Origin of the sequence: Flavobacterium sp. IMCC34852 (assembly GCF_030643905.1) — a bacterium.
Classification (GTDB): domain Bacteria; phylum Bacteroidota; class Bacteroidia; order Flavobacteriales; family Flavobacteriaceae; genus Flavobacterium; species Flavobacterium rivulicola.
In genome coordinates, this window is sequence record NZ_CP121446.1 from 405,195 (window position 1) to 431,029 (window position 25,835).

The window sequence follows — 25,835 nt, forward strand, 5'->3', positions numbered from 1 at the left end:
CCGAATATCGGGGCGTTTTTTTATTTTTATAAAATGTCAAAACCCACATTTCTTTACCAACTCGCACAAGAAATTCTAAAAACACATTCCAATTCTCTATTGGATTTGGTGGTGATTTTACCCAACAAAAGAGCCAAAGTATTTTTGCTCGAAGAATTAAAGAAATCTGTTGCCAATAATGCCTTTGCCCCCAAAATTATCAGCATCGAAGATTTTATACAAGATGTGGCCGGAATTCGGTCAATCGATAGTGTTGAATTGCTTTTCGAATTCTATGACGTTTATCTTACGGTTACCGAAAAAGACCAACAAGAATCCTTCGAAACCTTTGCCAATTGGGCCAAAACCTTACTTCAGGATTTCAACGAAATCGACCGTTATTTACTAGATACTAATCATGTTTTAAATTATCTTGAGAACATCAAAGAAATTGAACATTGGTGGGAAAAAATAGAAAACAAAACTGAATTAGTCGAAAAACATCTCGCCTTTTGGAAAAAACTCCCGGAATATTATCAATCACTTTATGATTATCTACTCAACAAAGGCGTCGGTTACCAAGGTTTGATTTATCGCGAAGCCGTGGGAAATCTGGATCATTTTTCTGAAAACAATACCAACCAATTTATATTCGCAGGTTTCAACGCATTAAACCAAGCAGAGGAAAAAATCATCCAACATTTATTGGCACTTGACAAAGCCAAAATCTATTGGGATATCGACGAGACTTTGCTTCACGATTCCTTTCACGATGCGGGTTTGTTTCAAAGAAAATTCAAATCGGAATGGATTTACTACAAAACACATCCTTACGAATGGATTGTCAACGACTTTACGGAAACCAAAAATATCCACGTCATTGCGACATCCAAATCTATCGGGCAAGCCAAAATCACCGGAAGTATTATTGAAAAACATATCGCTGAAAACGACACCAATCTGCAAAACGTTGCCGTAGTTTTAGGCGAAGAAAATCTGTTATTACCTATTTTACATTCGTTACCCAATAACGTAAACGCGTTGAACGTAACCATGGGATTTTCGAGTAAAAACAATCCCGCACAATTGCTAATCGCTAAATTGTTTAAGTTACATTATAATGCATTATCCCGAAATCCGAGCAGTTATGTAATGTATTATAAAGATGTGCTCGACATTTTAACACATCCGCTGATTGAACCTTATGTTTACGCCGGCGAATTGGTCAACCGAATCAACAAAAACAATTATACTTTTATTACCCATAAAAAGCTTGAAGAATTATATACTCAGGAGAATGCTTTGTTCGGAATGTTGTTCCGAAAATGGGATACAAGTTCTGTAAATGTACTTGAAAATCTGTCTCAGATTCTACTCCAAATCAAAGCCAACCTGAGTTACGACAATGAAGAAGAGAAAATCACCAATGCTTTTGTCTATTCCGTCTTTAAAGTGATTAATAAAATGACTTCTTATTTTGGCCAACACCAAAACATAGACGACATCAAAACGCTGCACGCCATTTACAAACAAGTGATTGACGTGGCTGAAGTTTCCTTTGAAGGCGAACCTTTAGACGGTCTGCAAATCATGGGTGTTTTAGAAAGCCGTGTGCTCGATTTTGAAACCGTAATCATCACATCGGTTAATGAAGGCAAATTTCCGGCGGGAAAAAGCACCAATTCCTTTATTCCGTATGATGTGAAGCGAGAATTAGAGTTGCCCACTTACAAAGAAAAAGATGCTATTTATACGTATCACTTCTACCATTTATTGCAACGTGCCAAAAACATTTATCTGATTTACAACGCCGACAGCGATGGTTTTGATGCCGGCGAAAAAAGTCGTTTTATCACTCAGTTGGAAGTCGAAAAACAACCGAAGCACAACTTAACCTTTCAATATTTTAATCCCAATGTGCCGAATATTGCACACCAACCGATAATTGTTCCAAAAACCGAAAGTGTTTTAACACGCTTGCGCGAAATTGCCGAAAAGGGTTTTTCACCTTCGTCATTAACGACTTATATCAGAAACCCGATTCAGTTTTATTTCCAACGCGTGTTGCGCATTTCCGAAACCGATGAAGTGGAAGAAAATATTGCAGTCAACACTTTGGGAACGATAATTCACGGCGCTTTAGAAGCTTTATACAAACCATTTATCGGAAGGGTTTTAACGAAAGTTGATATCGAAAGTTGTTTCAAAAAAATAGATGACGAAGTGCTGACGCAATTCAAAGAAGTTTACAAAGAAGGTGAAATCAAAAAAGGCCGAAACCTATTGGCTTTTGAAGTAGCGAAACGGAATGTCTATAATTTTCTTAAGCTCGAATTAGAGTTATTAGAAAAAGGAGATGAAGTGCAAATCATCGCTTTGGAAGCGCCACTAAGCAGAACACTAAATCACCCTAATTTACCATTGCCGGTAACCATTGCCGGAAACGTGGACCGAATTGAGCTTCGCAACGGCAGAGTCAGAATCATCGATTATAAAACCGGTAAAGTTGAACAAAAAAGTGTCACGTTAAAAGACTGGAACGGCTTAACCGAAGATATTAAAAATGATAAAATCATTCAGATTTTGGCTTATGCTTTTATGTTTGAAGAACAAGCCAAAGGTCGCAACATTGAAGCCGGTATCATTTCGTTTAAGAATTTAAAATCGGGGTTTTTACCGTTTAATTTTAAGCAAGATAAAGAAGTAACCGATAATGTTTCGCCTGAAATTATGGAAGCTTATGTAGAGCAGATTGTGGTTTTGCTTCAGGCCATTTTCAATGTGGAAATGCCTTTTGAGGAGAAAGTAAACTAAACCTTCTTCAAGAAATTCAACAACACTTTCAGCAATTCCTTTTCGTTTTCGATGTGGCTCATGTGTCCGTCGGGGAAAGTGGTGAGTTCGACTTTCGTGCCTTCAATTTGTTCGAGACAGTCTTCGTAATTTAATACGCCGTCTTTTTGACCCAAAACCAACTGCATCGGATAAGGCGCAAAATGCAGAATGACTTCGCGGTCTTTGCGGATTTTCATGCCTTCTAAAGCAGCTACAATACCTTGCAATGGTGTTTTTAGCGCTTGTTCTTTTACCTTTTCAATTTCATTGGCTAAGCGTTCGCGGTTGTCTTCGGCAAATAAATTGGCGATGGACATACTGACAAAAGCACCATAATTTTGTTTGACACAAACTACCGCTCGGTCGCGATTGGTTTTACGCTCGTCACTGTCCGCTCGAGAAGTGGAATTCAATAAGAACAAGCCTTTCATGTGATCGGGATACAATTCAGCGAAAGCCAAAGCCACATAACCGCCCATAGAATGTCCAACGAGCACTACTTTCCGAATTTTTAAATGCAAGAATAGTGCGAACAACATATCGGCTTGGTCTTCCATCACGTGCACATAACCGAGACATTCTGTATCGCCATGACCGAGTAAATCGACCGTAATGACGCGGTGCTTCTTGGTCAATTCCGGCACAAAAGCGTTCCACATGGTTTTGTTTTCAAGAAAGCCATGCAATAACACCACTGCTGTTCCTTTACCTTCATCAGTAAAAGAGATTTTAGTGTTTTTGTAAGTAATGTGTTTAGTCGCAGTCACAATCGAAATTTACAGTTCAAAAATAGTGTTTAGCCACCAATGCACGAATGTTTGTTGATAAATTATGAGATAAAGCAGGCGTTTATATGGGTTTGAGTCGAGATATACCAGACGTATATACGCTATAAACACGCTATATATACGCTATATATAGGTCGTATCTATGACGAATGTATGAAGGAAACAAAAAGAGAAGTATGCTCATCCACATGATGAGATTCCTCCTTTCTCGGAATGACAATACTAAACGTAAAATTCCTATATTTGAGAAAAGGATTTTATTATGCCAAAAATACTAATTACTGGTAATGGTTTTGATTTATACCATGGATTACCAACCAAGTATGGTCATTTTATGACTATCATGGAAACAATTGAAAATATATCTATTGAAAAAGACTTAAATTTTGATGAACTGTTTGGAGAAGAATTTAAAAGACAATTCATTGATGATTATCAAATATTGAAAAAACATTACAAAACGGATAACTTATTATTTACTATTAAAGATATTGGCAATATAAAAAGTGTTTTATCTAACGATTGGTATAAACTATTCAAAAAGATAAACACGTTAGACACTTGGATTGACTTTGAACAAGAAACAGCTGATGTGTTAGAACAAATTTCATTAATTTTTGAATTATCCGAGCATTCACAACACAAATCTTCTTTTTCTCTTCGAGATACTGATGTATACGAAAGATTTGAAACCTTCAATTTCTGGACTTTCAATTCATATTATATTAGATTAAATTCAGATTTTTTTGATCATAGAAAAAACAGAATTAAAGAAAAAAAAATTCTTGAGTTAATGTTTAATTCTTTTTCCGAATTCACTTCTATTTTTAACAAATATCTTTCGATAATTGTTAGCAAATTTTATGAAAATTATTGTGGAGAAATTTATTTTCCTAAAGATAGTATAGATAAAATTTTCAGCTTCAACTATACTCCTAGTATGGAGCTACTCTATAAAAAGGAAGGTGTCATTTACATACATGGGAAAATAAGTTTAAAAGAAGATGATCAAAATATTATTCTTGGTGTGGATGAATTACCTGAAAAACTTAAAGAAAATAGAATGTTTGATTTCTTAAAGAACTATCAAAAAATTATAAAAAAATCTAATGTTGAAATAATTCACATTTCCAATTGCAATTATGATATAGAAAATATTTTTTTCTTCTTTGGCCATTCTTTAGACGCTTCTGACAGAGAATATATTCAATCTCTATTCGATTTTTTAGAAAAAGATCCTAATAATCGAAGTAGGATAATTATTTTTTATAAAGATTTAAAAGATCATAAGAGAAAGCTTGCTAATTTATTCAGCTATATGGAAAAAAATAAAATTGTACGTTTAGAAATGGAAAAGCGTATAGAATTCATTCAAATAAATAAAGAAAATTTAATGCTCTATTTTCTTATTACTCCTTGGGAAAAAGAATTTACTTTTTAAAACAAAACGACCCACTTTCGTGAGCCGTCTTATCCCTTATTTCTTTTCCCTTATCCCTTTAATTAGGAATTCATCAAACTCTCAATTTCCTCCACTTCTATCGGGATGTTTCTCATTAGGTTGAATGGTTCTCCTTTTTCCTGAATCACCACATCATCTTCTAAACGGATGCCAAAACCTTCTGCCGGAATGTAGATTCCAGGTTCAACGGTGAAGACCATATTGGCTTGCATTGGTTCGTGCAATAAACCGTAATCATGCGTGTCTAATCCCATGTGGTGTGAGGTTCCGTGCATGAAATATTTTTTATACGCCGGCCAATCCGGGTTTTCGTTTTGGACATCGGCTTTGTCGATTAGGCCTAAGCCTAACAATTCCGAGGTCATGATTTTGCCCACCTCAACGTGGTATTGTTTCCAGTAATTTCCGGGTACCAACATTTTTGTCGCTTCGTTTTTCACGCGCAACACGGCATTGTAAACTGCTTTTTGTCGGTCATTAAATTTTCCCGAAACCGGAATCGTTCTGGTCATATCGCTGGAATAGTTGGCATATTCGGCACCAACATCCAACAGCAATAAATCGCCGGTTTTGCATTGTTGGTTGTTTTCAATGTAATGCAACACATTGGCATTGTTTCCCGAAGCGATGATTGGAGTGTAAGCAAACCCTTTGGAACGGTTGATTAGGAATTCGTGGGCGAATTCGGCTTCGATTTCGTATTCCATTACGTTGGGTTTGGTAAAGTTCAGCACTCTGCGAAATCCTTTTTCGGTGATGTCACAGGCTTTTTGGATTAAATCCAATTCTTCGCTTTCTTTTACCGAACGCAATCTTTGTAAAATTGGGTTGGATTTTTCGACTTTATGCGCCGGATAGTTTTCTTTCCACCATTTGACAAAACGCGCTTCACGGGTTTCGGTTTCGATGGAAGCTCTGTAATGCTCATTGGTGTTGATGTAAATCGTATCGGCATAAGCCATGATTTCTTTCAACGTTTTGTGAAAATCCTGCAACCAAATCACCGATTTGATACCTGATACTTCGAATGCTCTGTCTTTAGTAAGCTTCTCGCCTTCCCAAATGGCAATGTGTTCGTTGGTTTCTTTTAAGAATAAAATTTGTTTCAAATGCTCATAAGGCGCATCCGGAAAAAGCAATAAAATGCTCTCTTCCTGGTCAACACCCGATAAGTAAAAAATATCACGGTGCTGCGCAAACGGCAAAGTACTGTCGGCCGAAACCGGATAAATATCATTGGAATTGAAAACCGCTACACTGTTTGGCTTCATTTGTGCGGTGAATTTGGCTCTGTTTTTTACAAACAAATCGCGGTCTATAGGATGGTATTTCATTTTTAGACTATGTTAGATTATTAGATTGTTAGACTTCTTAGATTTAGTTTACCAAAATTACGGATAAGTCTAAAGCGAATAGTAGCCAAATGGCGTTATTTTTTATCACCCTATATTTTTTCGGATGCGGCTCATGTGGCGATTGGAAATGCCGAGGAAAGACGCCAAGTAATGCAATGGCACTTCTTGTAAAAGTTTGGGTTCGGTGGCCAATAGTTTTTTATAGCGTTCTTCGGGAGTTAATGTCAGTAAATCAATGCGGTAATCGTCAATTAGCATGATTTGTCTTTCGATTAAGTTGTGGTAAAACTGTTGGAACGCTTCGTTATTGGCTAACAAATCCTTGAAGCTATCCAAATCAATCACCCAAAGTTGGCAGTCAACTAGTGCTTTAATACTTTTCCGGGACGGAATTTTATTGAGGAAACTGTTTAAAGACGAGGTAACCGAATTGCGCAAGGCTAAATAGGTGGTTTTTTCTTCGGCCTCGACTAAAATGGCGTGTTGCAAAATGCCGCTTTCGACATAACAGAAATAGGGACAACCTTGGTTTTCATCTACTAAAAGTTGGTTCTTTTTTAAAGTCAACACCTTGAAACGATTGGCTATTTCGGGAAGTTGTTGTTCCAAATGCTTATCCGAATCATTAATAAAATGACGCAGATACTCTAAAAAAGCCGTATTGTCGATTGATGTTTTCATGAATAAAGTGCAGTACAAAAATATTCTTTTTTGGGTCACATTTTTTTATTCGCTCATTAATGAATAATTTTAAACAAAAATCCTCCCATGAAAAAGGTTTCATTATTCCTCGCATTATTGGTTTGTTTTGGTGTTTCGGCTCAAGACAAAAAAGCTTACCAATTATTTGACAAAAAAGGCAAAAAAGTAACCTACGGCAAACTGCTCAAAGCGGCTGAAAAGGCGCAAGTGGTTTTGTTTGGCGAATACCATAACAATTCGGTAGTGCATTGGCTACAATTGGAACTCACGAAAGATTTGGCTGAGAAAAAGCCGTTGGTTCTTGGTGCCGAAATGCTAGAAGCGGATAATCAAAAACAGCTTGACCAATACCTGAAAGGCGAAATCAATCAGAAGCAATTGGACACGACAGCGCGCCTTTGGCCCAATTACAAAACCGATTACAAACCATTAGTTGATTTTGCTAAAGAAAATAAACTGCCTTTTATTGCCACCAATATTCCGAGAAGATATGCTTCTATGGTTTCCAAAAAAGGATTTGAGGCATTAGAAACTTTGACTGCAGAAGAAAAAACATGGATTGCTCCGTTACCCATTGCTTATGACGAAAATTTACCGGGTTATGTTAATATGATGAAGATGATGGGCGATCATGCGAGTCCGAATATGCCTAAAGCGCAAGCCAGTAAAGACGCGACGATGGCTTATTTTATTCAGAAGCATTTAAAACCGGATTCGATTTTTATTCACTACAACGGCACTTACCATTCCGACCACTTTGAAGGGATTAATTGGTATTTGAAAAAAAGCTCGCCTAATCTGCAAATAATTACCATTGCAACAATTGAGCAAAAAGATTTAGAAAAAATACCGGCAGAAGAATACAATAAAGCAGACTATATTCTCGTTATAGATGAAGATGTAACAAAAACGCATTAACAACGTCTTAACATTATCAATCAAAAATCAATCACCCGCTTCGTTGTCAAACTTTTTGGAACGTGGCAAAAATCAAAAATCAAATGAAAAAAGTTTATATTCTTTTGCTCTTCCTCGTTGCCGCGATTCCGTTTTTTTCGTGTAGCAACGATGGTTCGCCGGAAGAACCTATGCTGATTATCAAATTCAAATTTGATGAAAATCAGGTGCGTTTGAATAATTTGGGTCAACCTTCAGTTGTGGCTACGGGCAATGCGGCGCAATCTCCGGTTTTTAATACTATCTCTTCTCATTACATTGAATTGGCTCCGAATGCCAATACACAATTGGGCAGTGGAACTATTATTTATCATGCGCCCGAAACCAATCTTGGTGGCACTACTGCTATCGATTTTAACCAATCTAAAATAGTAGCCGAAGGCGAAACTTTTCTGAAAATTCCATTAAGCCAAGTGGCTTCGGGAAGTTATGAATGGATGCGTGTTTCTTTATCTTATCAGAATTACCAAATCAATATTCGCCATCAGAATGTGGATTATACGGGAACTTTAGCCAGTTTTGTCGGTTTCAATACTTATATCACTGAGTTTAACATAGGCAATAATATTTTTCAAGTCAATGGCAACAGAGCGCAGGGTTATTGGGCCTTTGGGCTGAACAACCAACCCTATTCCGCTTCCGGACAAGCGCCTGCCGGAACAACAACAGTTCCCAATCCGATTGAGGCGACTTCTCCTATTCCAAGAAACTTAAACACTTGTGTAGTGACCGGGAAATTTGCTTCTAATTTGGTCATCAACGGCAATGAAACGGATGATGTTGTGATTACACTTTCGCTTTCTGTGAATAACAGTTTTGAGTGGCAAGAAGTTACGGCTGACGGCAAATTTGAACCTTCCATCGGAGAAAATGTAGTTGACATGGGATTAAGAGGTTTGATTCCGAGCTATGTTCGATAATTTTGTTTAAGTTTTTTTAGTCAAAAAAGCCTTTTAAACAACTGATAATCAACAACTGTTAAACTCACTTTAAATTCATTATAAATTAGAGCGAAAAGGTTGTAGTTAATACCAAATAGCCTTATTTTTGTGTGATTTTTTTAAACAATTATACACAACAATTATGGCAAAATCTGCACTTTTAAAGTCGTCCTTGGCAAAAAAATATTGGATGGCTCTTACAGGTTTATTTTTATGCTTGTTTTTAGCGGGTCACTTAGCAGGAAATCTTCAATTAATTTTTAGCGATGCATCAGCGTTCAATAAGTATGCGTTGTTCATGACCTCTAATCCGGCAGTAAAAATTCTTTCTTATCTCACTTACCTTTCCATTCTTTTTCACGCTGTTGATGGGTTTTTATTGACTTATCAAAACGTAAAAGCACGACCGATTGGTTATGCTAAAAACAATCCTTCTAAAAACAGTAGTTTTTCTTCGAGAAACATGGCGGTTTTGGGAACTTTGATTTTGGTGTTTATTGTAACGCACATGGTAAACTTTTGGGCAGTAATGCATTTTGACGAAAAAATGCCGTTGCAAACCATTACGGTAGATCAAATGGGTCAAAAAATGGATTACTACATCACTACCGATAACGGTAAGTTTTTCCCGGTTGACACAACCCAATTGAAACAAATGGGCTTAGAAATCAGAAACAGAACAGAGTTTTACAACAAAGTAGCTAATGTAAAAATGGGGGATGGTTATAAAGACTTGCACAAAATCACGGTAGCCTTTTTTAAAGACCCTAAAACCGGTTTGATTGCCACCATTGCCTATGTAATTGCTATGTTTGTCTTGGCTTTCCACTTACTTCACGGTTTCCAAAGTGCTTTCCAATCACTTGGTTTAAACAACCCTAAGTATACTCCGGCCATCAAAGGCTTCGGAAAAGCATTTGCCATTATAGTTCCGCTATTATTCGCTGCCATTCCGGTTTACATTCACTTTTTCCTAAAATAATCAACATCAGTATACATCATGAAGTTAGATTCTAAAATACCAGAAGGTTCTATTTCAGAGAAATGGACTAATCATAAAAATCATTTAAAACTAGTTGCTCCCAATAACCGTCCGAAAATCGATATCATCGTTGTCGGAACCGGTTTGGCCGGTGCTTCTGCTGCCGCTTCATTAGGAGAAATGGGATATAATGTAAAAGCATTTTGTTTCCAAGACTCTCCAAGAAGAGCACACTCTATTGCCGCTCAAGGTGGAATTAACGCCGCCAAAAATTACCAAAATGACGGCGACAGTACTTACCGATTATTTTACGACACCATCAAAGGTGGTGACTACAGAGCCCGTGAAGCCAACGTTCACCGTTTGGCTGAAGTTTCGGCTAATATCATTGACCAATGTGTGGCTCAAGGCGTTCCTTTTGCCCGCGATTACGGCGGAATGTTAGACAACCGTTCTTTTGGTGGAACCCAAGTGCAACGTACGTTTTATGCAGCCGGACAAACCGGACAACAATTGCTTTTAGGTGCCTATTCAGCTTTGTCAAGACAAATCGGAATTGGTAACGTGCAAATGTTCAACCGTCATGAAATGTTAGACTTGGTAAAAGTTGACGGAAAAGCACGTGGAATCATCGCCCGTAACTTGGTTACCGGAGAATTAGAAAGACATTCGGCTCATGCCGTAATTATAGCTTCAGGTGGTTATGGAAATGTTTATTTCTTGTCAACCAATGCCATGGGAAGTAACGTTACCGCCAGTTGGAAAGTACACAAAAGAGGCGCATTATTCGCCAATCCTTGTTTTGTGCAAATTCACCCAACTTGTATTCCGGTTCACGGAGTAAACCAATCGAAACTGACTTTGATGTCGGAATCGTTGCGTAACTCGGGTAGAATTTGGGTACCGAAGAAAAAAGAAGATGCCGAAGCGATTCGTGCCGGGAAATTAAAACCAACCCAACTGAAAGAAGAAGACAGAGATTATTTCTTAGAAAGAAGATATCCGGCTTTCGGAAACTTAGTCCCACGTGACGTTGCTTCGAGAGCGGCTAAAGAGCGTTGTGATGAAGGTTTCGGAATTGAAGCCAATGACACTAACGAAGGAGTTTATCTGGATTTCTCTACCGAAATTCAAACCAAAGGTCGCCAAGCGGCTTACTCTCAAGGAAACCATAATCCGTCAGCGGAAGAAGTGACCAAACTGGGTAAAAAATGGTTGGAAGAAAAATACGGGAACCTTTTTGCGATGTATGAAAAAATCACCGACGAAAATCCATACGAAACGCCAATGAAAATTTATCCGGCGGTTCACTACACTATGGGTGGTGTTTGGGTAGATTATAATTTACAATCCACCATTCCGGGTTGTTTCGTTGCCGGAGAAGCCAATTTCTCTGACCACGGAGCCAACAGATTAGGGGCTTCTGCCTTGATGCAAGGTTTGGCCGATGGTTATTTTGTATTGCCATACACGGTTTCTAACTATTTGGCTGACGAAATCAGAACCGGAAAAATTTCAACCGAGTCTCCTGAATTCGCTGAAGCGGAAAACAGTGTGAAAGAAGCTATCAATAAATTCTTAAACAATAACGGAACCAAATCAGTAGACCATTTCCACAAACGTTTAGGGTTGATTATGTGGAACAAAGTGGGTATGGCTCGTAACGAAAAAGGATTGAAAGAAGCCATCGAAGAAATCGCTGCGCTAAAAGAAGAATTCTACAAAGACGTTTACGTTCCGGGAAGTTCAGACGAATTAAATCCTGAGTTAGAGAAAGCACTTCGCGTAGCCGACTTTATTGATTTAGGACAATTAATGGCGATGGATGCGTTGCAACGTAAAGAATCTTGTGGTGGTCACTTCCGTGAAGAATACCAAGATGCCGAAGGAGAAACGCTTCGTGATGATGAAAACTTTGCTTTCGTAAGTGCTTGGGAATACATGGGCTACGACATCAGCAAAGAAAACCTTCACAAAGAAGAATTGAAATACGAGTTTATCAAAATAGCCGCTAGAAACTACAAATAATTACATTATGTCTGCAGCAAAAAACATCAATATAACCCTTAAAATTTGGCGTCAAAAAAACGCTAAAGCGAAAGGTCAAATAGAAACTTATAAATTAGATAACGTTTCTACTGCCAGTTCATTTTTGGAAATGTTAGACCAATTGAACGAGCAATTAATCAATGAGAAAAAAGAACCCGTAGCTTTCGACCATGATTGTCGCGAAGGTATTTGCGGAATGTGTTCTTTATACATCAACGGTCGCGCACACGGACCGGATACCGGAACTACGACTTGTCAGTTGCACATGCGTAAATTCAACGATGGCGACACCATTTACATTGAACCATGGAGAAGTAAAGCTTTCCCGGTGGTAAAAGATTTAGTGGTAGATCGTAGTGCCTTCGACAGAATCCAACAAGCCGGTGGTTTCGTTTCGGTAAATACTTCCGGAAGAACCATTGACGCTAACGCAACTCCGGTGCCAAAACACGACGCGGACAGAGCTTTTGAAGCGGCTGCTTGTATCGGTTGTGGCGCTTGTGTGGCTACTTGTAAAAACGGTTCGGCCATGTTGTTTGTAGGCGCCAAAGTGTCGCAATACGCATTGTTACCGCAAGGAAAAGTAGAAGCTACGCAACGCGTTCTAAACATGGTACGTCAAATGGACGAAGAAGGATTCGGAAACTGTACCAACACCGGTGCTTGTGAAGTAGAATGTCCAAAAGGCATTTCTTTGGAAAACATTGCTCGCATGAACCGCGAATACTTAAAAGCAAGTTTGAAGTAATTCAACTATATAAAAATAAGAAACGCATTCATTGATTTGGATGCGTTTTTTTATGGCGTTCCCCTTCGGGTCAGGCTGTCCGCAGTACACGGTACTTGCTCCCATCCTTAACGCAAACTTTGCTGAAAAGATGTATATTTGATACAAACAATATCTAGTATGAAAACCTATTTAACCGGCTTGCTTTTGCTGCTTGTTTTTGCCAACACAATTTCAGCACAAAAACTCAAGCTAATGACTTATAACATCCGATTAGATATCGCTTCCGACGGTGAAAATGCTTGGCCAAACCGCAAAGATTATTGGGCATCTCAAGTAACTTTTTACACTCCGGATATTTTAGGGATACAAGAAGCTTTACCACATCAAGTCACCGATATCAAAACCTTATTGCCGGATTACCATTATGTAGGCATCGGCAGAGATGGCATTGGCAAAGGCGAATCTTCCAATATTTTTTATAAAAAAGACCGATTCAAAGTCCTGCAGGAAAACACCTTTTGGCTTTCGGAAACTCCTGATAAAATCTCCAAAGGTTGGGACGCCGCGCTTAACCGCGTTTGTACTTATGCACTGTTCAAAGACCATAAAACCAAACAAACCTTTTGGGTTTTCAATACCCATTTAGACCATATGGGCGAATTGGCGAGAACCAATTCCATTCTTTTAATTCTGTCCAAAATCAGAGAACTAAATCCTAAAAACTATCCGGTGTTTTTGATGGGCGACTTCAATTCGGAACCTAATGAAGAGCGAATCATCAACTTGAAAAAAGAAATGCTCGATAGTAAAGATATCACCCAAGAAAAACCTTTTGGCCCAAGCGGTACATTTAATGGGTTCAAACACAACGAAGCCGTTACCAAACGCATCGATTATATCTTTTTATCCAAAGACAATCCGTTTAAAGTTGTCAAATACGGAATTTTGAGTGATTCGAAAGACCTAAAATATCCTTCAGATCATTTACCGGTTTATATTGAACTTAAAATTTAATCAAAGCATTTTCTATCTTTGGCATAACAACAACAAACATTATGAGACTTCAGCTAACCAATCTTTTTTTACTGCTTACGCTTTCCGCTTTAGGACAAAATCTCCACCAACACGTTAATCCCATGATTGGCACCGGTGGTCACGGTCATACGTATCCCGGCGCTACAGTACCATTCGGAATGGTGCAATTGTCACCCGATACCCGAATCGACGGCAGTTGGGACGGATGTTCAGGCTATCATTACGACGACACTACTATCTATGGTTTTTCACATACTCATTTAAACGGAACCGGTTGCACTGATTATGGCGACATCATGTTGATGCCAACCATGGGCAACCCAATGTTGAGCCCAAAAGACTACAGCTCCACCTTTTCACACGCCAACGAAAAAGCTTCGGCCGGATTTTATTCGGTTAAACTCGACAAACACAACATCGCCGTAGCTTTGACTGCTTCTACAAGGGTTGGTTTTCACCAATATACTTTCAATACTGCCGGCCAAGCCAATATCATTTTGGATTTAAACCACCGCGATAAATTGTTGCAAGGAGAAGTGCGAATCATCAATGCGAAAACCATCGAAATTCTCAGAAGAAGCGAAGCTTGGGCGAAAGACCAATACGTTTTTGCCCGAATTGAATTCAGCCAACCGATGCAAATCAATAAAATCAGAAGTAATAACTCAGCTCAAGCTGCTGCTACTGACAAAGTATTTAAAGGAACGCAATTGGCCTTAAGTTTTTCTAAAAAAGTGAGTAAAGGTGATAAAATTTGGGTCAAAGTCGCTTTGTCACCAACGGGTTACGAAGGCGCCAAACTCAATATGAGCGAAATTCCGGGTTGGGATTTTAGTAAAGTTCAAAAAGCCGCTGAGCAACTTTGGGACCAACAATTAGCCAAAATAGAAATCACCGAAACCAATAAAGACAGGCTGAGCATTTTCTACACCGCTTTGTACCATACGATGGCACAGCCAAATATCGCGCAAGACATCGACGGCAAATACCGCGGTCGCGACAATCAAATTCATAAAGCCGAAGGGTTTGATTACTATTCGGTGTTCTCTCTTTGGGATACCTTCCGCGGCGCGCATCCTTTGTATACTTTAATCGAAAAGAAACGCACCGTTGATTTCATCAATACTTTTTTGAAACAATACGAGCAAGGCGGCAGATTACCGGTTTGGGAATTGGCGTCGAATGAAACGGATTGTATGATTGGATATCATTCTGTTTCGGTAATGGCTGATGCAATGGCCAAAGGCTTGACCGGTTTTGATTACGAAAAGGCTTTTGAAGCGGCCAAACATTCGGCTATGTTAGACCACCTAGGATTAGCAGCCTATAAAAATCAAGGTTTTATTTCGATGGATGACGAACACGAAAGCGTTTCCAAAACCGTGGAATATGCCTATGACGATTGGTGTATTGCGCAAATGGCGATGATTTTAAACAAAAAAGACGAGTACGATTACTTCATGAAACGTTCCCAAAGTTGGAAAAATGTCTTCGATTGGACTAGCGGTTTTATGCGACCTAAGAAAAACGGCGGTTGGGACAAACCTTTTGACCCACGCGAAATCAACAACAATTTCACTGAGGGCAACAGTTGGCAATATTCGTTTTTTGTACCACAAGATATTCCCGGTATGATAGAAGCTTACGGCGGAGCCGACAAATTTGAAGCCAAACTAGACGAAATGTTTAATAGCGAAAGCAAAACTACCGGTCGAGAGCAAGTTGATGTTACCGGTTTGATTGGTCAATATGCACATGGAAATGAACCCAGTCATCACATGACTTATTTGTACAATTACATTGGTAAACCTGAAAAAACCCAAGCCAAAGTGCATTATATTCTAAACGAATTTTACAAAAACACCCCCGACGGGTTGATTGGCAATGAAGATTGCGGTCAAATGAGCGCTTGGTATGTGTTGAGTTCGATGGGAATGTATTCGGTTACGCCGGGGATGGCCAAATGGGATGAAACCAAACCTCTTTTCAACAATGTGAAAATCAATTTTGAAGACGGAACCTCAGCAATGCTTACGGAGACTTCAAACAAATCAAGGCTGGGAATTACTCAAACAAAATCTAATTGGATTAAACCATTGAGCAGTCCGAGTATTGTTCCAGTTCCTATTATTTTGGCGAAAAGCAAGTCATTTAAAGATTCTTTAGACATCGACTTTGATCATCCGCATCCGGATCATCTTGGTGCTTATTCTTATAGAATTGTTTACAATAATGAAAAAGGAGTCCCTTTTAAACAATACCAAGGAGAAAAAATTACCTTGAAAGAAACGGCTACCGTAGAAGTAAGATTTGCCGAAATGATTGACAATAAACCTTTTAGGAGCCAAATTATTTCGGGCAATTTCTTCAAAAAACCCAACAATTACACCATCGACATTAAATCAACCTACAACCCGCAATACCATGCCGGCGGTCCGGATGGTTTATTAGATGGGATTAACGGTACGACCAACTGGCGCAAAGGCGATTGGCAAGGTTACCAAACTCAAGATTTTGAAGCGGTGATTGACATGCAAAAAGAGCAATCCGTGAGTGAATTTCACAGTACTTTTCTGCAAGACCAACGTTCTTGGATTTTGATGCCTACCAAAGTGGAATACTATGTTTCCTCCGACAATGTCAACTTTACTTTGGCCGGAACCGTGGATAACGACGTTGATCCAAAAACCGATGACAATCAGATAAAAGATTTCAGCCTAACTGCTTCAAAAGTACTCAAAGGACGATATGTAAAAGTAAAAGCCTACAATTACGGCAAACTCCCGGAATGGCATTTAGGTTATCCTTATAATGGTGATGCTTTTGTCTTTATTGATGAAATCACCATTAAGTAAATAGGCAAAAGGCAATAGCCATAAGTAGCTAAAATTTAAAAATAAAATTATTTTATTAATCACTAATGGCTATTGCCTAATGTCTTAAAATGAAAGTCGCGCTAATCCAAACCCACTTAACTTGGGAAAACCCAACGGAGAACCGAAGCCATTTGGCCCAAAAAATTACGGGTTTTATGGAAGAGGTTGATTTGATTGTACTGCCCGAAATGTTTTCATCTGGATTTACCATGAATCCTAAAATAGTTGCAGAAACGATGCAAGGTGAGACGATATCGTGGCTCCAACATTTGGCGAAAGCCAAAAACTGTGCAATCACAGGAAGTTTAGTAATAGCAGAAAACGGTAATTTTTACAATCGGTTGGTATTTGTTTTTCCGAATGGTGACCTCCAAACTTATGACAAAAGACATTTGTTTACTTTGGCCGGAGAAGACAAAGTGTATACTGCCGGAACCGAAAAAATACTCATTGAGTACAAAGGATTTAAGATTTGTCCGTTGATTTGTTACGATTTGCGTTTCCCGGTTTTTTCGAGAAATGTGGAAAATTATGATTTGCTGATTTATGTGGCCAATTGGCCTAAACCACGCATTAATGCTTGGAATATTTTACTTAAAGCCAGAGCCGTAGAAAACATGAGTTATGCCATTGGCGTGAATAGAATTGGAATGGACAACAATAATTTGGAATACATTGGCCATTCTCAAGTCGTTGATTTTTTGGGAAATCATTTGGTAGAACCACAAGAAACCGATGGTGTTTTTATAGTGGAATTAGACCAAGAAAAATTACACGAAACCAGAAGTAAATTGGCTTTTTTAAACGACCGAGATTTTTTTAATATAACACCACAAAGTAAAAAGTAGGATTTTGATATTTATACTAAAGTTTTTATTTTCGTAAAAAACAGATTACTAAGTAGTCAAATACTTTAGGAAATCTATGAACAGAAGCTTTGATTATGGAAAACAATGTATGTTGTAATTGTGCGAACACAAATGTGGAAAATTATTGTGCTGTATGCGGTCAAAAAAAGTACCGAAGAATTGACAGCAAATATCTTGTCGAAGAGCTTCAATATACCTTTCTTCATGTGAACAAAGGTTTTTTATATACCATTAAAAGTATCATAAAAAATCCCGGAAAAACGGCTAAAGATTTTCTGGACGGTCACAGGGTAAATCATTATAAACCAATTTTATTAGCTTTTTTATTAGCGGGTATCTCTTCGTTTATATCTTTAAAGATTTTGGATTTTGAGAAGATTATGATGAGTAGTTACAGCAGTCCAAACCCAGAAGCTTCTAAACAATTCATGAGAGATTATTCGACCTTTGTGTCAAACTACAATTCTTTCTTAATGATGCTATTTATCCCTATAGTAGCGTTATTTACAAAATTGGTTTTTAACAGTAAAAAGCATAATTATTACGAACATGTAATCATGAATACCTTTGGTCAATCGGCCTATCTGTTGTTAATGATCTTTGTTTTTTATCCTATCTTTTATTTTTTAAAAGATGATCCCGGCGCCATTATTTCGTTGTCGTTTGTATCGTATCTTTTTGTACCGCTACTGATGTTTTGGTTTTACAAGAATGTTTATAACGAAATGAGTACAGGCTCAATAATTGTTAGGATTTTAGCCATTGTAGGATTAGGCATTGTAGTTTTTTTCGTCTTAATCTTAATTATTGTAGTTTTTATGATTGCTATAAATGGTCCGCAAGCATTTATACAACAACGATGATTTACTTAATTACAGAAAGGCTAAACGGCTGTTCGACATCCCAATTGGCACGCACATCAATTTCTTTGGGAAAATAAATGACTTCTTCGGTTTGGCGTTTTTCCATATAACTTCCGGTGTCCCAAACCTTGTTTTTGTTGTCGTCGTAAATAATGCGTAAAGTGTATAAAGCCGGTTCTATCGCATCAAAATTAATAGTTGCCGTTTCCGTGAATTCGGAATATTTTACTTTTCCTTCCTTATCCGTCAGTTGTACAATTACCGGAAACTTCTTGACATTTTCTAAAACAACCCTTAAATTTCCGTAATCCGAAAGGTTTTTAGTGTTGATTTTATAAGATAATGTATCGTTTTTATGATCGTAAAAATCAATCAAAGCGCCCGGCATGGCTTTAATGGTATATCTTTCCAAAGGTTCTTTTTTGAAATCTAAATAAAACTTTTGATTGAATTCATCATATTCAGTCGTGAAATCCACTGCCACAGAATCTTTATTAATGATGCTTATTTTTGATTGGTCAAATTGCACTAAAGGAATTGAACTGCTCATCGAAAATCGTTCGCGTAAGGGTAAACTACCGTTAAAATCCGGATTTATGGTAAGTGTATCGGCTTTGGCTGCGTTTATTTTAACGATAAAATCTTGTTTAAAACTGTCTTTCTCAACATTGAGCTGAAGCGAATCTGCTTTTACAGGTTTGAACCAAATTTGCAACGAGTCTTTTTTGGGCATTTGGGTAACCAAAGTCGGAATGGTTTCAGCACCGTTCTTGAGCGTTGCTTTGGTATTTCTCGGTTGTCCTTCGTAACCCATTAGCAATCTGCTTTTGGCGGCTAGTGAAGGTTTAAGAGCTTTAAATGGTAAAACTTCTTTAAACAATTCGACTTCAAAAATGGTATCATTCGGAATGGTGATGTATTGCTTTTGAAAACCTATTTTATCTGACTTCGGATTGTATTTGTTATTGCCATTGTCTTTCAAGGCGACCAAAAGATACTTTCCTGATTTTAAGTTTTCCAATTTAACCACTTCCAAACTGTCCAACGTATTGGTGATGTATCTCGGTGTTTCTTTATAAATGGTGGAATCGTTAAATTGCTCATTGATTTCATACAACATCACCGAGACAAAGTTGTCTGTTTTTTTCTCTAAAGCATCTTTTACCTTAACACTTAATGCCAAAGAATCGATAAAACTTCCGGTTGAAAAAACATATTTGAATTGCGAATAGGGATTGCCTTCGTTGTTGTCTTCTATGCTTTGGCCAAAATTAAAACTGTAAGTGGTATTGGGCTGCAGCGTATCTTTTATTTTAATCGTGAGTGTTTTACTCGCGGTATAAGGTAAAATCTCCGGCTGATTTTTCATTGGTGGAGAAATAATCAACTGTTTGTTGGCGTTTTTTAGCTTTACATATTCGTCAAAAACCAATTTGATTTCCTTGCCGTTAAAATTGGTCGAGAAATTTTTGGGTAAACTCGACTTTAACACCGGTGCAATTGAGTCTTTATCGCCGCCGGTAATTGAGCCGCGTTTGGCACAACCAATAATTACGAGTAGCAACAGTAAAGAAAAATATTTGAAGTTATATTTTGGCATAAAGCATTTTTTCAAAGCACAAAATAACAATTATATTTAGTGTGAATGAAATGTTTTAGCCGAAACTTAACAAATTGAATAGTATTGGTTCCTAATCGTATTTCTTTTCCTTTGAAATTAATTTGACAGCACTATAATATACATGCCGGAAAGAACGGCAATTACAGATAAAGGATAAACTATCGTCTTAATTACTGAGAAGTTTCTTTTTTTGATGTTGGTAATGTCTTTTATAGGAACTTGTTTTTCCTCAAATTTTTCATTCACCAGTATAGTACTGTCTTTGATACCATGGAAAACCACTTTAGCGTATTTATGGTTCCGTTCAATCTTGTAGGTTTTACCTACTTCCATCTTTGACGGATCATTGTCCATTGCTTTATAACTGAAACAACTTTGTAACGAAACAAGCATAGCGAGTAATAAAAAGATTTTTTTCATAAACACTTTATTTAAAGGTTAATCTGACACGAATATAAGAAAATATATGTGTTTCTTACAATTTATATAAATTAACTATGCGCCATCGCCATACAGACTATGCTGATTTTGGCATTGGGGATTTTGAGCAATTCTCTACTGCAAGCTTCTAGGGTTGAACCGGTTGTCATTACATCGTCTATGAGCAAAAAATGTTTGTCGTGGTGGTTTTCGGAAAAAGTAACCTCGAATATGGTCTTGTTGATATCAGCTCTGCCCAAAAGCGACTTTTTGGTTTGGGTTTTGGTGTACAATTTTCGTTGCAAAACGCTTTCCTCATAAGGAATGTTTAAATTTTGTGCCAATGATTTGCCGAAAGTCGTCACCTGATTGTAACCGCGTTCGCGAAACCTTCTTTTGTGCAGCGGAACCGGAATGATGTAGTCGATATTTTTCATCGGTTGCAAATCTTTTAATTCGGAAGCATACCAGTCGCCTACGATTGTCCCGATTTCTTGATTGCCTTTGTATTTTAGTTGGTGCATCATTTCCTGAACAATCCCTTTTTTGTGGAAATAAAACAACGCTGCGCCAAACTCGAGCGGAATTCTACCATAGAGCTTTTGGAAAATTTCATTCTCTTTTATATTGTGGTGGTTGGTGAGCGGAATTTCGTGTCGGCACTGCGTACAAATCACCTTTTCATCGCTTAGCAAAATAGCGTGACAACCGGCGCACGACTTCGGAAAAAATAAATTGACCAAGTGATTCCACATAAAAAAGTAATTTTCTTACGTAAAATTATTATATTTGAATGGAATCTTATCTCTTTTTATTAAAATAATATTAAAAAATTAATTAAAAATGAAGATGAAAACCAAATTAGTATCACTATGTTTAGTTGTATTGTTAACTGTTTTTTTAGGATGTAGTGAAGATATTTATGAAAATAGTGCCTCACATTCAAATGCCCTAAAAGAAAAATATAAAATCTCATTTGCGCAATTTAAAAGAGAAAAAGGAATTAAAAACTTTGACCTGCTTAAGACAATAAAATCTACAAGTATCAATGCAAGAGAAGAAGGAACAGATGAAGGTTATGTTATAGATACAACAACAATCTACAGGTATACAACCCAAAACAATAAAATCACCTATTCATTTAAGATTTATCCAATCTATGAAGTGCTTGAAGACAAAGAATATTACAATCTTGTTTATGAAAAATATGGTGACGAATGGAATGAAATTATCTTTAAAAACAGAGAGATTGATAGCGTTAATGTAGATACGTTAAAACTATTTATTCTGAAATGATATACAATAGAGGACTCAATTCATCTATAACATTGTCTGATTTTTGTCAAACTTACACTGTTAGTTTCCACTGCACGCAAGTTGCCCCTTGTAATGCAAACTATTGTGATGGTTTAGCTTGCCCAACCGGAGAGTGTTATACTGAAAGTATTTCCTATGCCTCTTGTGAAGTTCCTACAAGTATTGATCAAACAATAGGCACCTCAGGTGGAGGTTCAAGTGGAGGAGATGGAGTAGGCGGAAACTCTTTGGAGGGTATATATATCCCAAATCCCTATAACGGAGATGCCGATATTAATAATGCCGAGTTCATGTTAGCTGCCCAAGTAGCTGCCTATACCAATACATTATCTCAAAACTTTCCAAACATTCAAGCAACATTAACGTACAATTCTTGGATGTTTTCCAATATCATAAATTTTGTTAGAAACAATGGTAACGAATTAAACCCCAGAAATCAAAATGCGATTTTCTTTGTCTTGAATAATATTTCACCAATACTGAACTTCAATCCATCAAATTTTACTTTTGTAGAAATTAATCAATTGCATTACAATTCATTTATTTATCTACTTAATAATCCTACAGCAGAAACGGTAAGTTTTAATCAGCAGTTTATAACTCAATCTCAATTAAACCCTGATTTAAATTTAGATTATTTGGCGTCATTAAAATCTCCATCCAATATTGACAGAAGTGCAATAGATACTTTAACCCCAGAAGGACAAAAGTTTAATTTGGTATATGAAGAATTGTTGAAATCCCCTAAATTCAAAGAACTATTCATAGATTTATTTGAAAATAGTGATAGATTTAATGTTAAATTCCAAATAGGTACGGTAGCCAATGGTGCTGATGGAAATACCGTAACGGATACTAACCTTGTAAATCCATCACTAAATACAATAACCATTTCACGTCAATTTTTATTGAATGGAAATAAAATGGAAATAGCCAAAACAATAATTCACGAATGTATTCATGCCTTTTTAAATGTAAAATTATTAGACCCTAGTCAAGGGATGAGTATTCCTAACCTTAATAACATGGAATTTTGTGATATTGTAAACCAAGAATACAATGATTTAAGTCCCGGACAAAACCAACATAACTTTATTTACAATTATATGGTGCCTACTATGGTAACCATACTTTCAGAAGTAAAAGATTTTTTGGTTTCAACTACTAATAATCAATTAATGTTGACAGATGTAGTTGTTCATATTCCTTTTGATAATTCTCCAGCAACACCATTTGTTTGGGCAGATTATTATTATAATTTGTCTTTAAATGGAATACAAAACTGTTCCTTTTTTCAAAATGAAATAGGTACAATTCAAGTTGTTAATGGTGTGCCAACACCAATAATTACAGTAAACCAAACCTTAATGCAAAGTTTTATTCAATATATCACTAGAGGTCATTGGAATATTACCAATTAAATTAATTATTATGAAATCAGTTATTTTATTATTATTTATAAGTTTCAGCGTGTTTTGTCAAAATGACAAATTATATGATATTTCAAAATATGAATCAAATGATTTAGATAGAGAGGGAGAACATTTAAGAAAAATTTTAAATCTAAAAGAAGATGATGTAATAGTTAATTTAAACAATTCTAAATATGTCTGCTTAATCGATGATAATGTTTTTTGTAAAGTAATATGCGGAAACAAATTAATAAATACTATAAAATTAGATATGGTTAAGTCTAATTTGTGTAAAGTATATATAAAAAAACTAGCTGAATTAAATCCGCCAGAATTGAAGTCTGAAGAAGGTAAAAATGGCAGCAGAATTCGAGTAGAAGATGGAGGTGAAATAACCATCAAAATTTATAAAAAAAACAAAAAACTAGTATTATATAGTTATGCACCAGATACGTATATTAGGGAGGAGGTTCCGTTCTTTGAAAAAAGAAAAATATTTGTGGAGTGTTATTCTCAATTATTAAGTTTTTTTTATGACGAAGAATTTTATCGAGTTAAAGCTTTAGACACTTTATATATTTATATTGAAAGGAGTAAAGAAGAAAAAAAGTTTGCAAATATTGAAATAATAAATAATACTCGTTCACAAGAGTATCAATTATCTTTTGGTAACTTATCGGTTAATTTTACTAATTTTTTTCAGAGAGAGAGTGTTGTATTAACTATGGATAAAAGAAAATTTTTGAAAAAAAATAATAAAATTATACGCCTAGAATATTTAAATAAATTTTGTGCATGCGATTTAGATAATTTAATAAGCACTAGGAGCAGACTTGTTTATTTAGTTGACAATAAAGATTCTACAAGAAGAAAAGTTAAAATAAAGAAAGTAATAGGAGGCTCTCTATTAGGATGGAACTGTTATGATTAATAATCCTCAGGAGTTAAAGATCAATTGGTTTCACCAGCTGATTGAGTTATGGACTAACTGAGAAACCTTTCAAAAAACCATTTCAAAACATTATTTTACCACTGCTTTTTATATTTTTGCAGCATTATGGCAAAACAAGAAGATTTATTTAAGAATGTAGTTTCGCATGCTAAGGAATATGGATTCATTTTTCCTTCAAGCGAAATATACGATGGTTTGAGCGCAGTGTATGATTATGCGCAAAACGGAGTCGAATTAAAAAAGAACATTAGAGAATATTGGTGGAAAGCCATGGTGCAAATGCATGAAAACATTGTCGGTTTAGACGCCGCGATTTTGATGCATCCGACCACTTGGAAAGCTTCGGGTCACGTTGATGCGTTTAACGATCCGTTGATTGACAACAAGGATTCTAAAAAAAGATACAGAGCCGATGTTTTAATTGAGGATTATGCCGAAAAATTAAACCTGAAAGCCAAAAAAGAAATTGAAAAAGCCCGCGAGCGTTTTGGTGCTTCTTTTGACGAAGAGCAATACAAAACGACCAATCCGCGAGTGATGGAATACTTGGCCAAAGAGCGTGAAATTCTGGAAAGAATGGGTCGTTCATTGGGTGCCGGAGATTTGGAAGATGTAAAAGCCTTAATCGAAGAACTGGAAATTGCCGATCCGGAAACCGGTTCAAGAAACTGGACGGATGTGAAGCAGTTCAACTTGATGTTTGGCACCAAACTCGGAGCTTCAGCTGAAAACGCCATGGATTTGTACTTGCGTCCGGAAACCGCTCAAGGTATTTTTGTGAATTTCTTAAACGTACAAAAAACCGGAAGAATGAAGATTCCTTTTGGAATTGCCCAAACCGGGAAAGCCTTCCGTAACGAGATTGTAGCGCGTCAGTTTATTTTCCGCATGCGTGAATTTGAACAAATGGAAATGCAGTTTTTCGTCAAACCGGGGGAAGAAATGAAATGGTACGAATACTGGAAACAAACCCGTTTGAACTGGCATTTATCTTTAGGTTTAGGTGCAGCAAATTACCGTTTCCACGACCACGAAAAATTAGCACACTACGCCAATGCTGCTGCGGATATTGAGTTTAATTTCCCTTTTGGTTTCAAAGAATTAGAAGGAATTCACTCAAGAACCGATTTCGATTTGAAAGCACACGAACAATATTCGGGTAAAAAACTGCAATATTTTGACAACGAAACCAATTCGAACTATGTGCCTTATGTAGTGGAAACTTCGGTTGGTTTAGACCGTATGTTCTTGGCGGTTTTTGCTACTTCCTTAAAAGAAGAAACTTTAGAAGATGGTTCAACACGTACCGTTTTGCGTTTGCCATCTGTTTTGGCACCAACCAAAGCTGCCGTTTTACCCTTAGTAAAAAAGGACGGATTGCCGGAAGTGGCTCAAAAAATAATCGAAGATTTGAAATGGGATTTCAACGTGGCTTATGATGAAAAAGATGCGGTTGGTCGTCGTTACAGAAGACAAGATGCCTTAGGAACACCATTCTGTATTACGGTGGATCACCAAACTTTGGAAGATGAAACGGTAACCATTCGCCACAGAGATTCGATGGCGCAAGACCGCGTTAAAATATCCGAATTGAGAAACCTCATCGGCAACGAAGTTTCTATGAGAAACTGGTTGATGAAAATGTAAACTTCTTTAAATTCCAATAATAAAATCCCAAACTCATATTGAA

Annotated in this window: 21 protein-coding genes; 15 read left to right on the forward strand and 6 right to left on the reverse strand. The window is 36.9% G+C overall.

Features of this window, described 5'->3' with window-relative positions:
* Positions 1-33 precede the first annotated feature (33 nt).
* Positions 34-2,793 (forward strand): PD-(D/E)XK nuclease family protein, encoded by a 2,760-nt coding sequence (locus P7V56_RS01740; protein WP_171221394.1) that lies wholly within the window; start codon positions 34-36, stop codon positions 2,791-2,793.
* On the opposite strand, the gene P7V56_RS01745 is transcribed toward P7V56_RS01740, so the two are convergent.
* Positions 2,790-3,581 (reverse strand): alpha/beta fold hydrolase, encoded by a 792-nt coding sequence (locus P7V56_RS01745; protein ID WP_171221393.1) that lies wholly within the window; start codon positions 3,579-3,581, stop codon positions 2,790-2,792. The two genes, P7V56_RS01740 and P7V56_RS01745, sit on opposite strands and share 4 nt — an antisense overlap.
* Positions 3,582-3,864: 283 nt before the next feature.
* On the opposite strand from P7V56_RS01745, the gene P7V56_RS01750 reads away from it, so the two are divergent.
* Complete coding sequence (locus tag P7V56_RS01750) at positions 3,865-5,043, forward strand: AbiH family protein (protein ID WP_171221392.1); 1,179 nt, start codon at positions 3,865-3,867, stop codon at positions 5,041-5,043.
* Positions 5,044-5,105: 62 nt separating this feature from the next.
* On the opposite strand, the gene P7V56_RS01755 is transcribed toward P7V56_RS01750, so the two are convergent.
* Both P7V56_RS01755 and P7V56_RS01760 read right to left on the reverse strand, forming a co-directional pair.
* Positions 5,106-6,398 carry an aminopeptidase P family protein gene (locus tag P7V56_RS01755; RefSeq protein WP_171221391.1) on the reverse strand — a complete coding sequence of 431 codons (1,293 nt, stop codon included), beginning with the start codon at positions 6,396-6,398 and terminating at the stop codon, positions 5,106-5,108.
* A gap of 105 nt (positions 6,399-6,503) precedes the next feature.
* Positions 6,504-7,100 (reverse strand): Crp/Fnr family transcriptional regulator, encoded by a 597-nt coding sequence (locus P7V56_RS01760; RefSeq protein ID WP_171221390.1) that lies wholly within the window; start codon positions 7,098-7,100, stop codon positions 6,504-6,506.
* Positions 7,101-7,187: 87 nt separating this feature from the next.
* On the opposite strand from P7V56_RS01760, the gene P7V56_RS01765 reads away from it, so the two are divergent.
* From P7V56_RS01765 to P7V56_RS01805, 9 genes are all read left to right on the forward strand, one after another.
* Positions 7,188-8,039 carry a ChaN family lipoprotein gene (locus P7V56_RS01765; RefSeq protein WP_171221389.1) on the forward strand — a complete coding sequence of 284 codons (852 nt, stop codon included), beginning with the start codon at positions 7,188-7,190 and terminating at the stop codon, positions 8,037-8,039.
* An 83-nt stretch (positions 8,040-8,122) separates the two neighbouring features.
* Positions 8,123-8,998 carry a hypothetical protein gene (locus tag P7V56_RS01770; RefSeq protein ID WP_171221388.1) on the forward strand — a complete coding sequence of 292 codons (876 nt, stop codon included), beginning with the start codon at positions 8,123-8,125 and terminating at the stop codon, positions 8,996-8,998.
* Between the two features lie 163 nt (positions 8,999-9,161).
* Complete coding sequence (locus P7V56_RS01775; protein ID WP_171221387.1) at positions 9,162-10,001, forward strand: succinate dehydrogenase cytochrome b subunit; 840 nt, start codon at positions 9,162-9,164, stop codon at positions 9,999-10,001.
* Positions 10,002-10,019: 18 nt separating this feature from the next.
* Positions 10,020-12,029 (forward strand): fumarate reductase/succinate dehydrogenase flavoprotein subunit, encoded by a 2,010-nt coding sequence (locus P7V56_RS01780; protein WP_171221386.1) that lies wholly within the window; start codon positions 10,020-10,022, stop codon positions 12,027-12,029.
* Positions 12,030-12,036: 7 nt separating this feature from the next.
* Positions 12,037-12,798, forward strand: a complete 762-nt coding sequence (locus P7V56_RS01785) for a succinate dehydrogenase/fumarate reductase iron-sulfur subunit (RefSeq protein WP_171221385.1) — start codon at positions 12,037-12,039, stop codon at positions 12,796-12,798.
* A 159-nt stretch (positions 12,799-12,957) separates the two neighbouring features.
* Entirely contained in the window at positions 12,958-13,794 is an 837-nt protein-coding gene (locus P7V56_RS01790) for an endonuclease/exonuclease/phosphatase family protein (protein WP_171221384.1), read from the forward strand.
* 41 nt (positions 13,795-13,835) lie between these two features.
* Positions 13,836-16,670, forward strand: coding sequence for a GH92 family glycosyl hydrolase (locus P7V56_RS01795; protein ID WP_171221383.1), 2,835 nt, complete (start codon positions 13,836-13,838; stop codon positions 16,668-16,670).
* 89 nt (positions 16,671-16,759) lie between these two features.
* A complete protein-coding gene (locus P7V56_RS01800; protein WP_171221382.1) occupies positions 16,760-17,539 on the forward strand; it encodes a nitrilase family protein in 780 nt (259 codons plus the stop codon).
* A gap of 95 nt (positions 17,540-17,634) precedes the next feature.
* A complete protein-coding gene (locus tag P7V56_RS01805; RefSeq protein WP_171221381.1) occupies positions 17,635-18,423 on the forward strand; it encodes a DUF3667 domain-containing protein in 789 nt (262 codons plus the stop codon).
* Position 18,424: 1 nt separating this feature from the next.
* On the opposite strand, the gene P7V56_RS01810 is transcribed toward P7V56_RS01805, so the two are convergent.
* The 3 genes from P7V56_RS01810 to P7V56_RS01820 all read right to left on the reverse strand — a co-directional run bounded on the left by P7V56_RS01810 (position 18,425) and on the right by P7V56_RS01820 (position 21,219).
* Positions 18,425-20,023 (reverse strand): Ig-like domain-containing domain, encoded by a 1,599-nt coding sequence (locus P7V56_RS01810; RefSeq protein ID WP_171221380.1) that lies wholly within the window; start codon positions 20,021-20,023, stop codon positions 18,425-18,427.
* Between the two features lie 117 nt (positions 20,024-20,140).
* Positions 20,141-20,464, reverse strand: a complete 324-nt coding sequence (locus P7V56_RS01815; protein ID WP_171221379.1) for a hypothetical protein — start codon at positions 20,462-20,464, stop codon at positions 20,141-20,143.
* A gap of 71 nt (positions 20,465-20,535) precedes the next feature.
* Positions 20,536-21,219 carry a ComF family protein gene (locus tag P7V56_RS01820; RefSeq protein ID WP_171221378.1) on the reverse strand — a complete coding sequence of 228 codons (684 nt, stop codon included), beginning with the start codon at positions 21,217-21,219 and terminating at the stop codon, positions 20,536-20,538.
* 94 nt (positions 21,220-21,313) lie between these two features.
* On the opposite strand from P7V56_RS01820, the gene P7V56_RS01825 reads away from it, so the two are divergent.
* The 4 genes from P7V56_RS01825 (at position 21,314) to P7V56_RS01840 (ending at position 25,792) form a co-directional block, all read left to right on the forward strand.
* On the forward strand, positions 21,314-21,760 hold the full coding sequence (locus P7V56_RS01825) for a hypothetical protein (protein ID WP_171221377.1): 447 nt from the start codon (positions 21,314-21,316) through the stop codon (positions 21,758-21,760).
* Positions 21,757-23,202, forward strand: a complete 1,446-nt coding sequence (locus P7V56_RS01830) for a hypothetical protein (RefSeq protein WP_171221376.1) — start codon at positions 21,757-21,759, stop codon at positions 23,200-23,202. Before P7V56_RS01825 ends, P7V56_RS01830 begins: the two co-directional genes overlap by 4 nt.
* Positions 23,203-23,212: 10 nt before the next feature.
* Positions 23,213-24,124 carry a hypothetical protein gene (locus P7V56_RS01835; RefSeq protein ID WP_171221375.1) on the forward strand — a complete coding sequence of 304 codons (912 nt, stop codon included), beginning with the start codon at positions 23,213-23,215 and terminating at the stop codon, positions 24,122-24,124.
* Positions 24,125-24,250: 126 nt separating this feature from the next.
* Positions 24,251-25,792, forward strand: a complete 1,542-nt coding sequence (locus tag P7V56_RS01840; RefSeq protein ID WP_171221374.1) for a glycine--tRNA ligase — start codon at positions 24,251-24,253, stop codon at positions 25,790-25,792.
* The last annotated feature ends 43 nt before the right edge of the window (positions 25,793-25,835 follow it).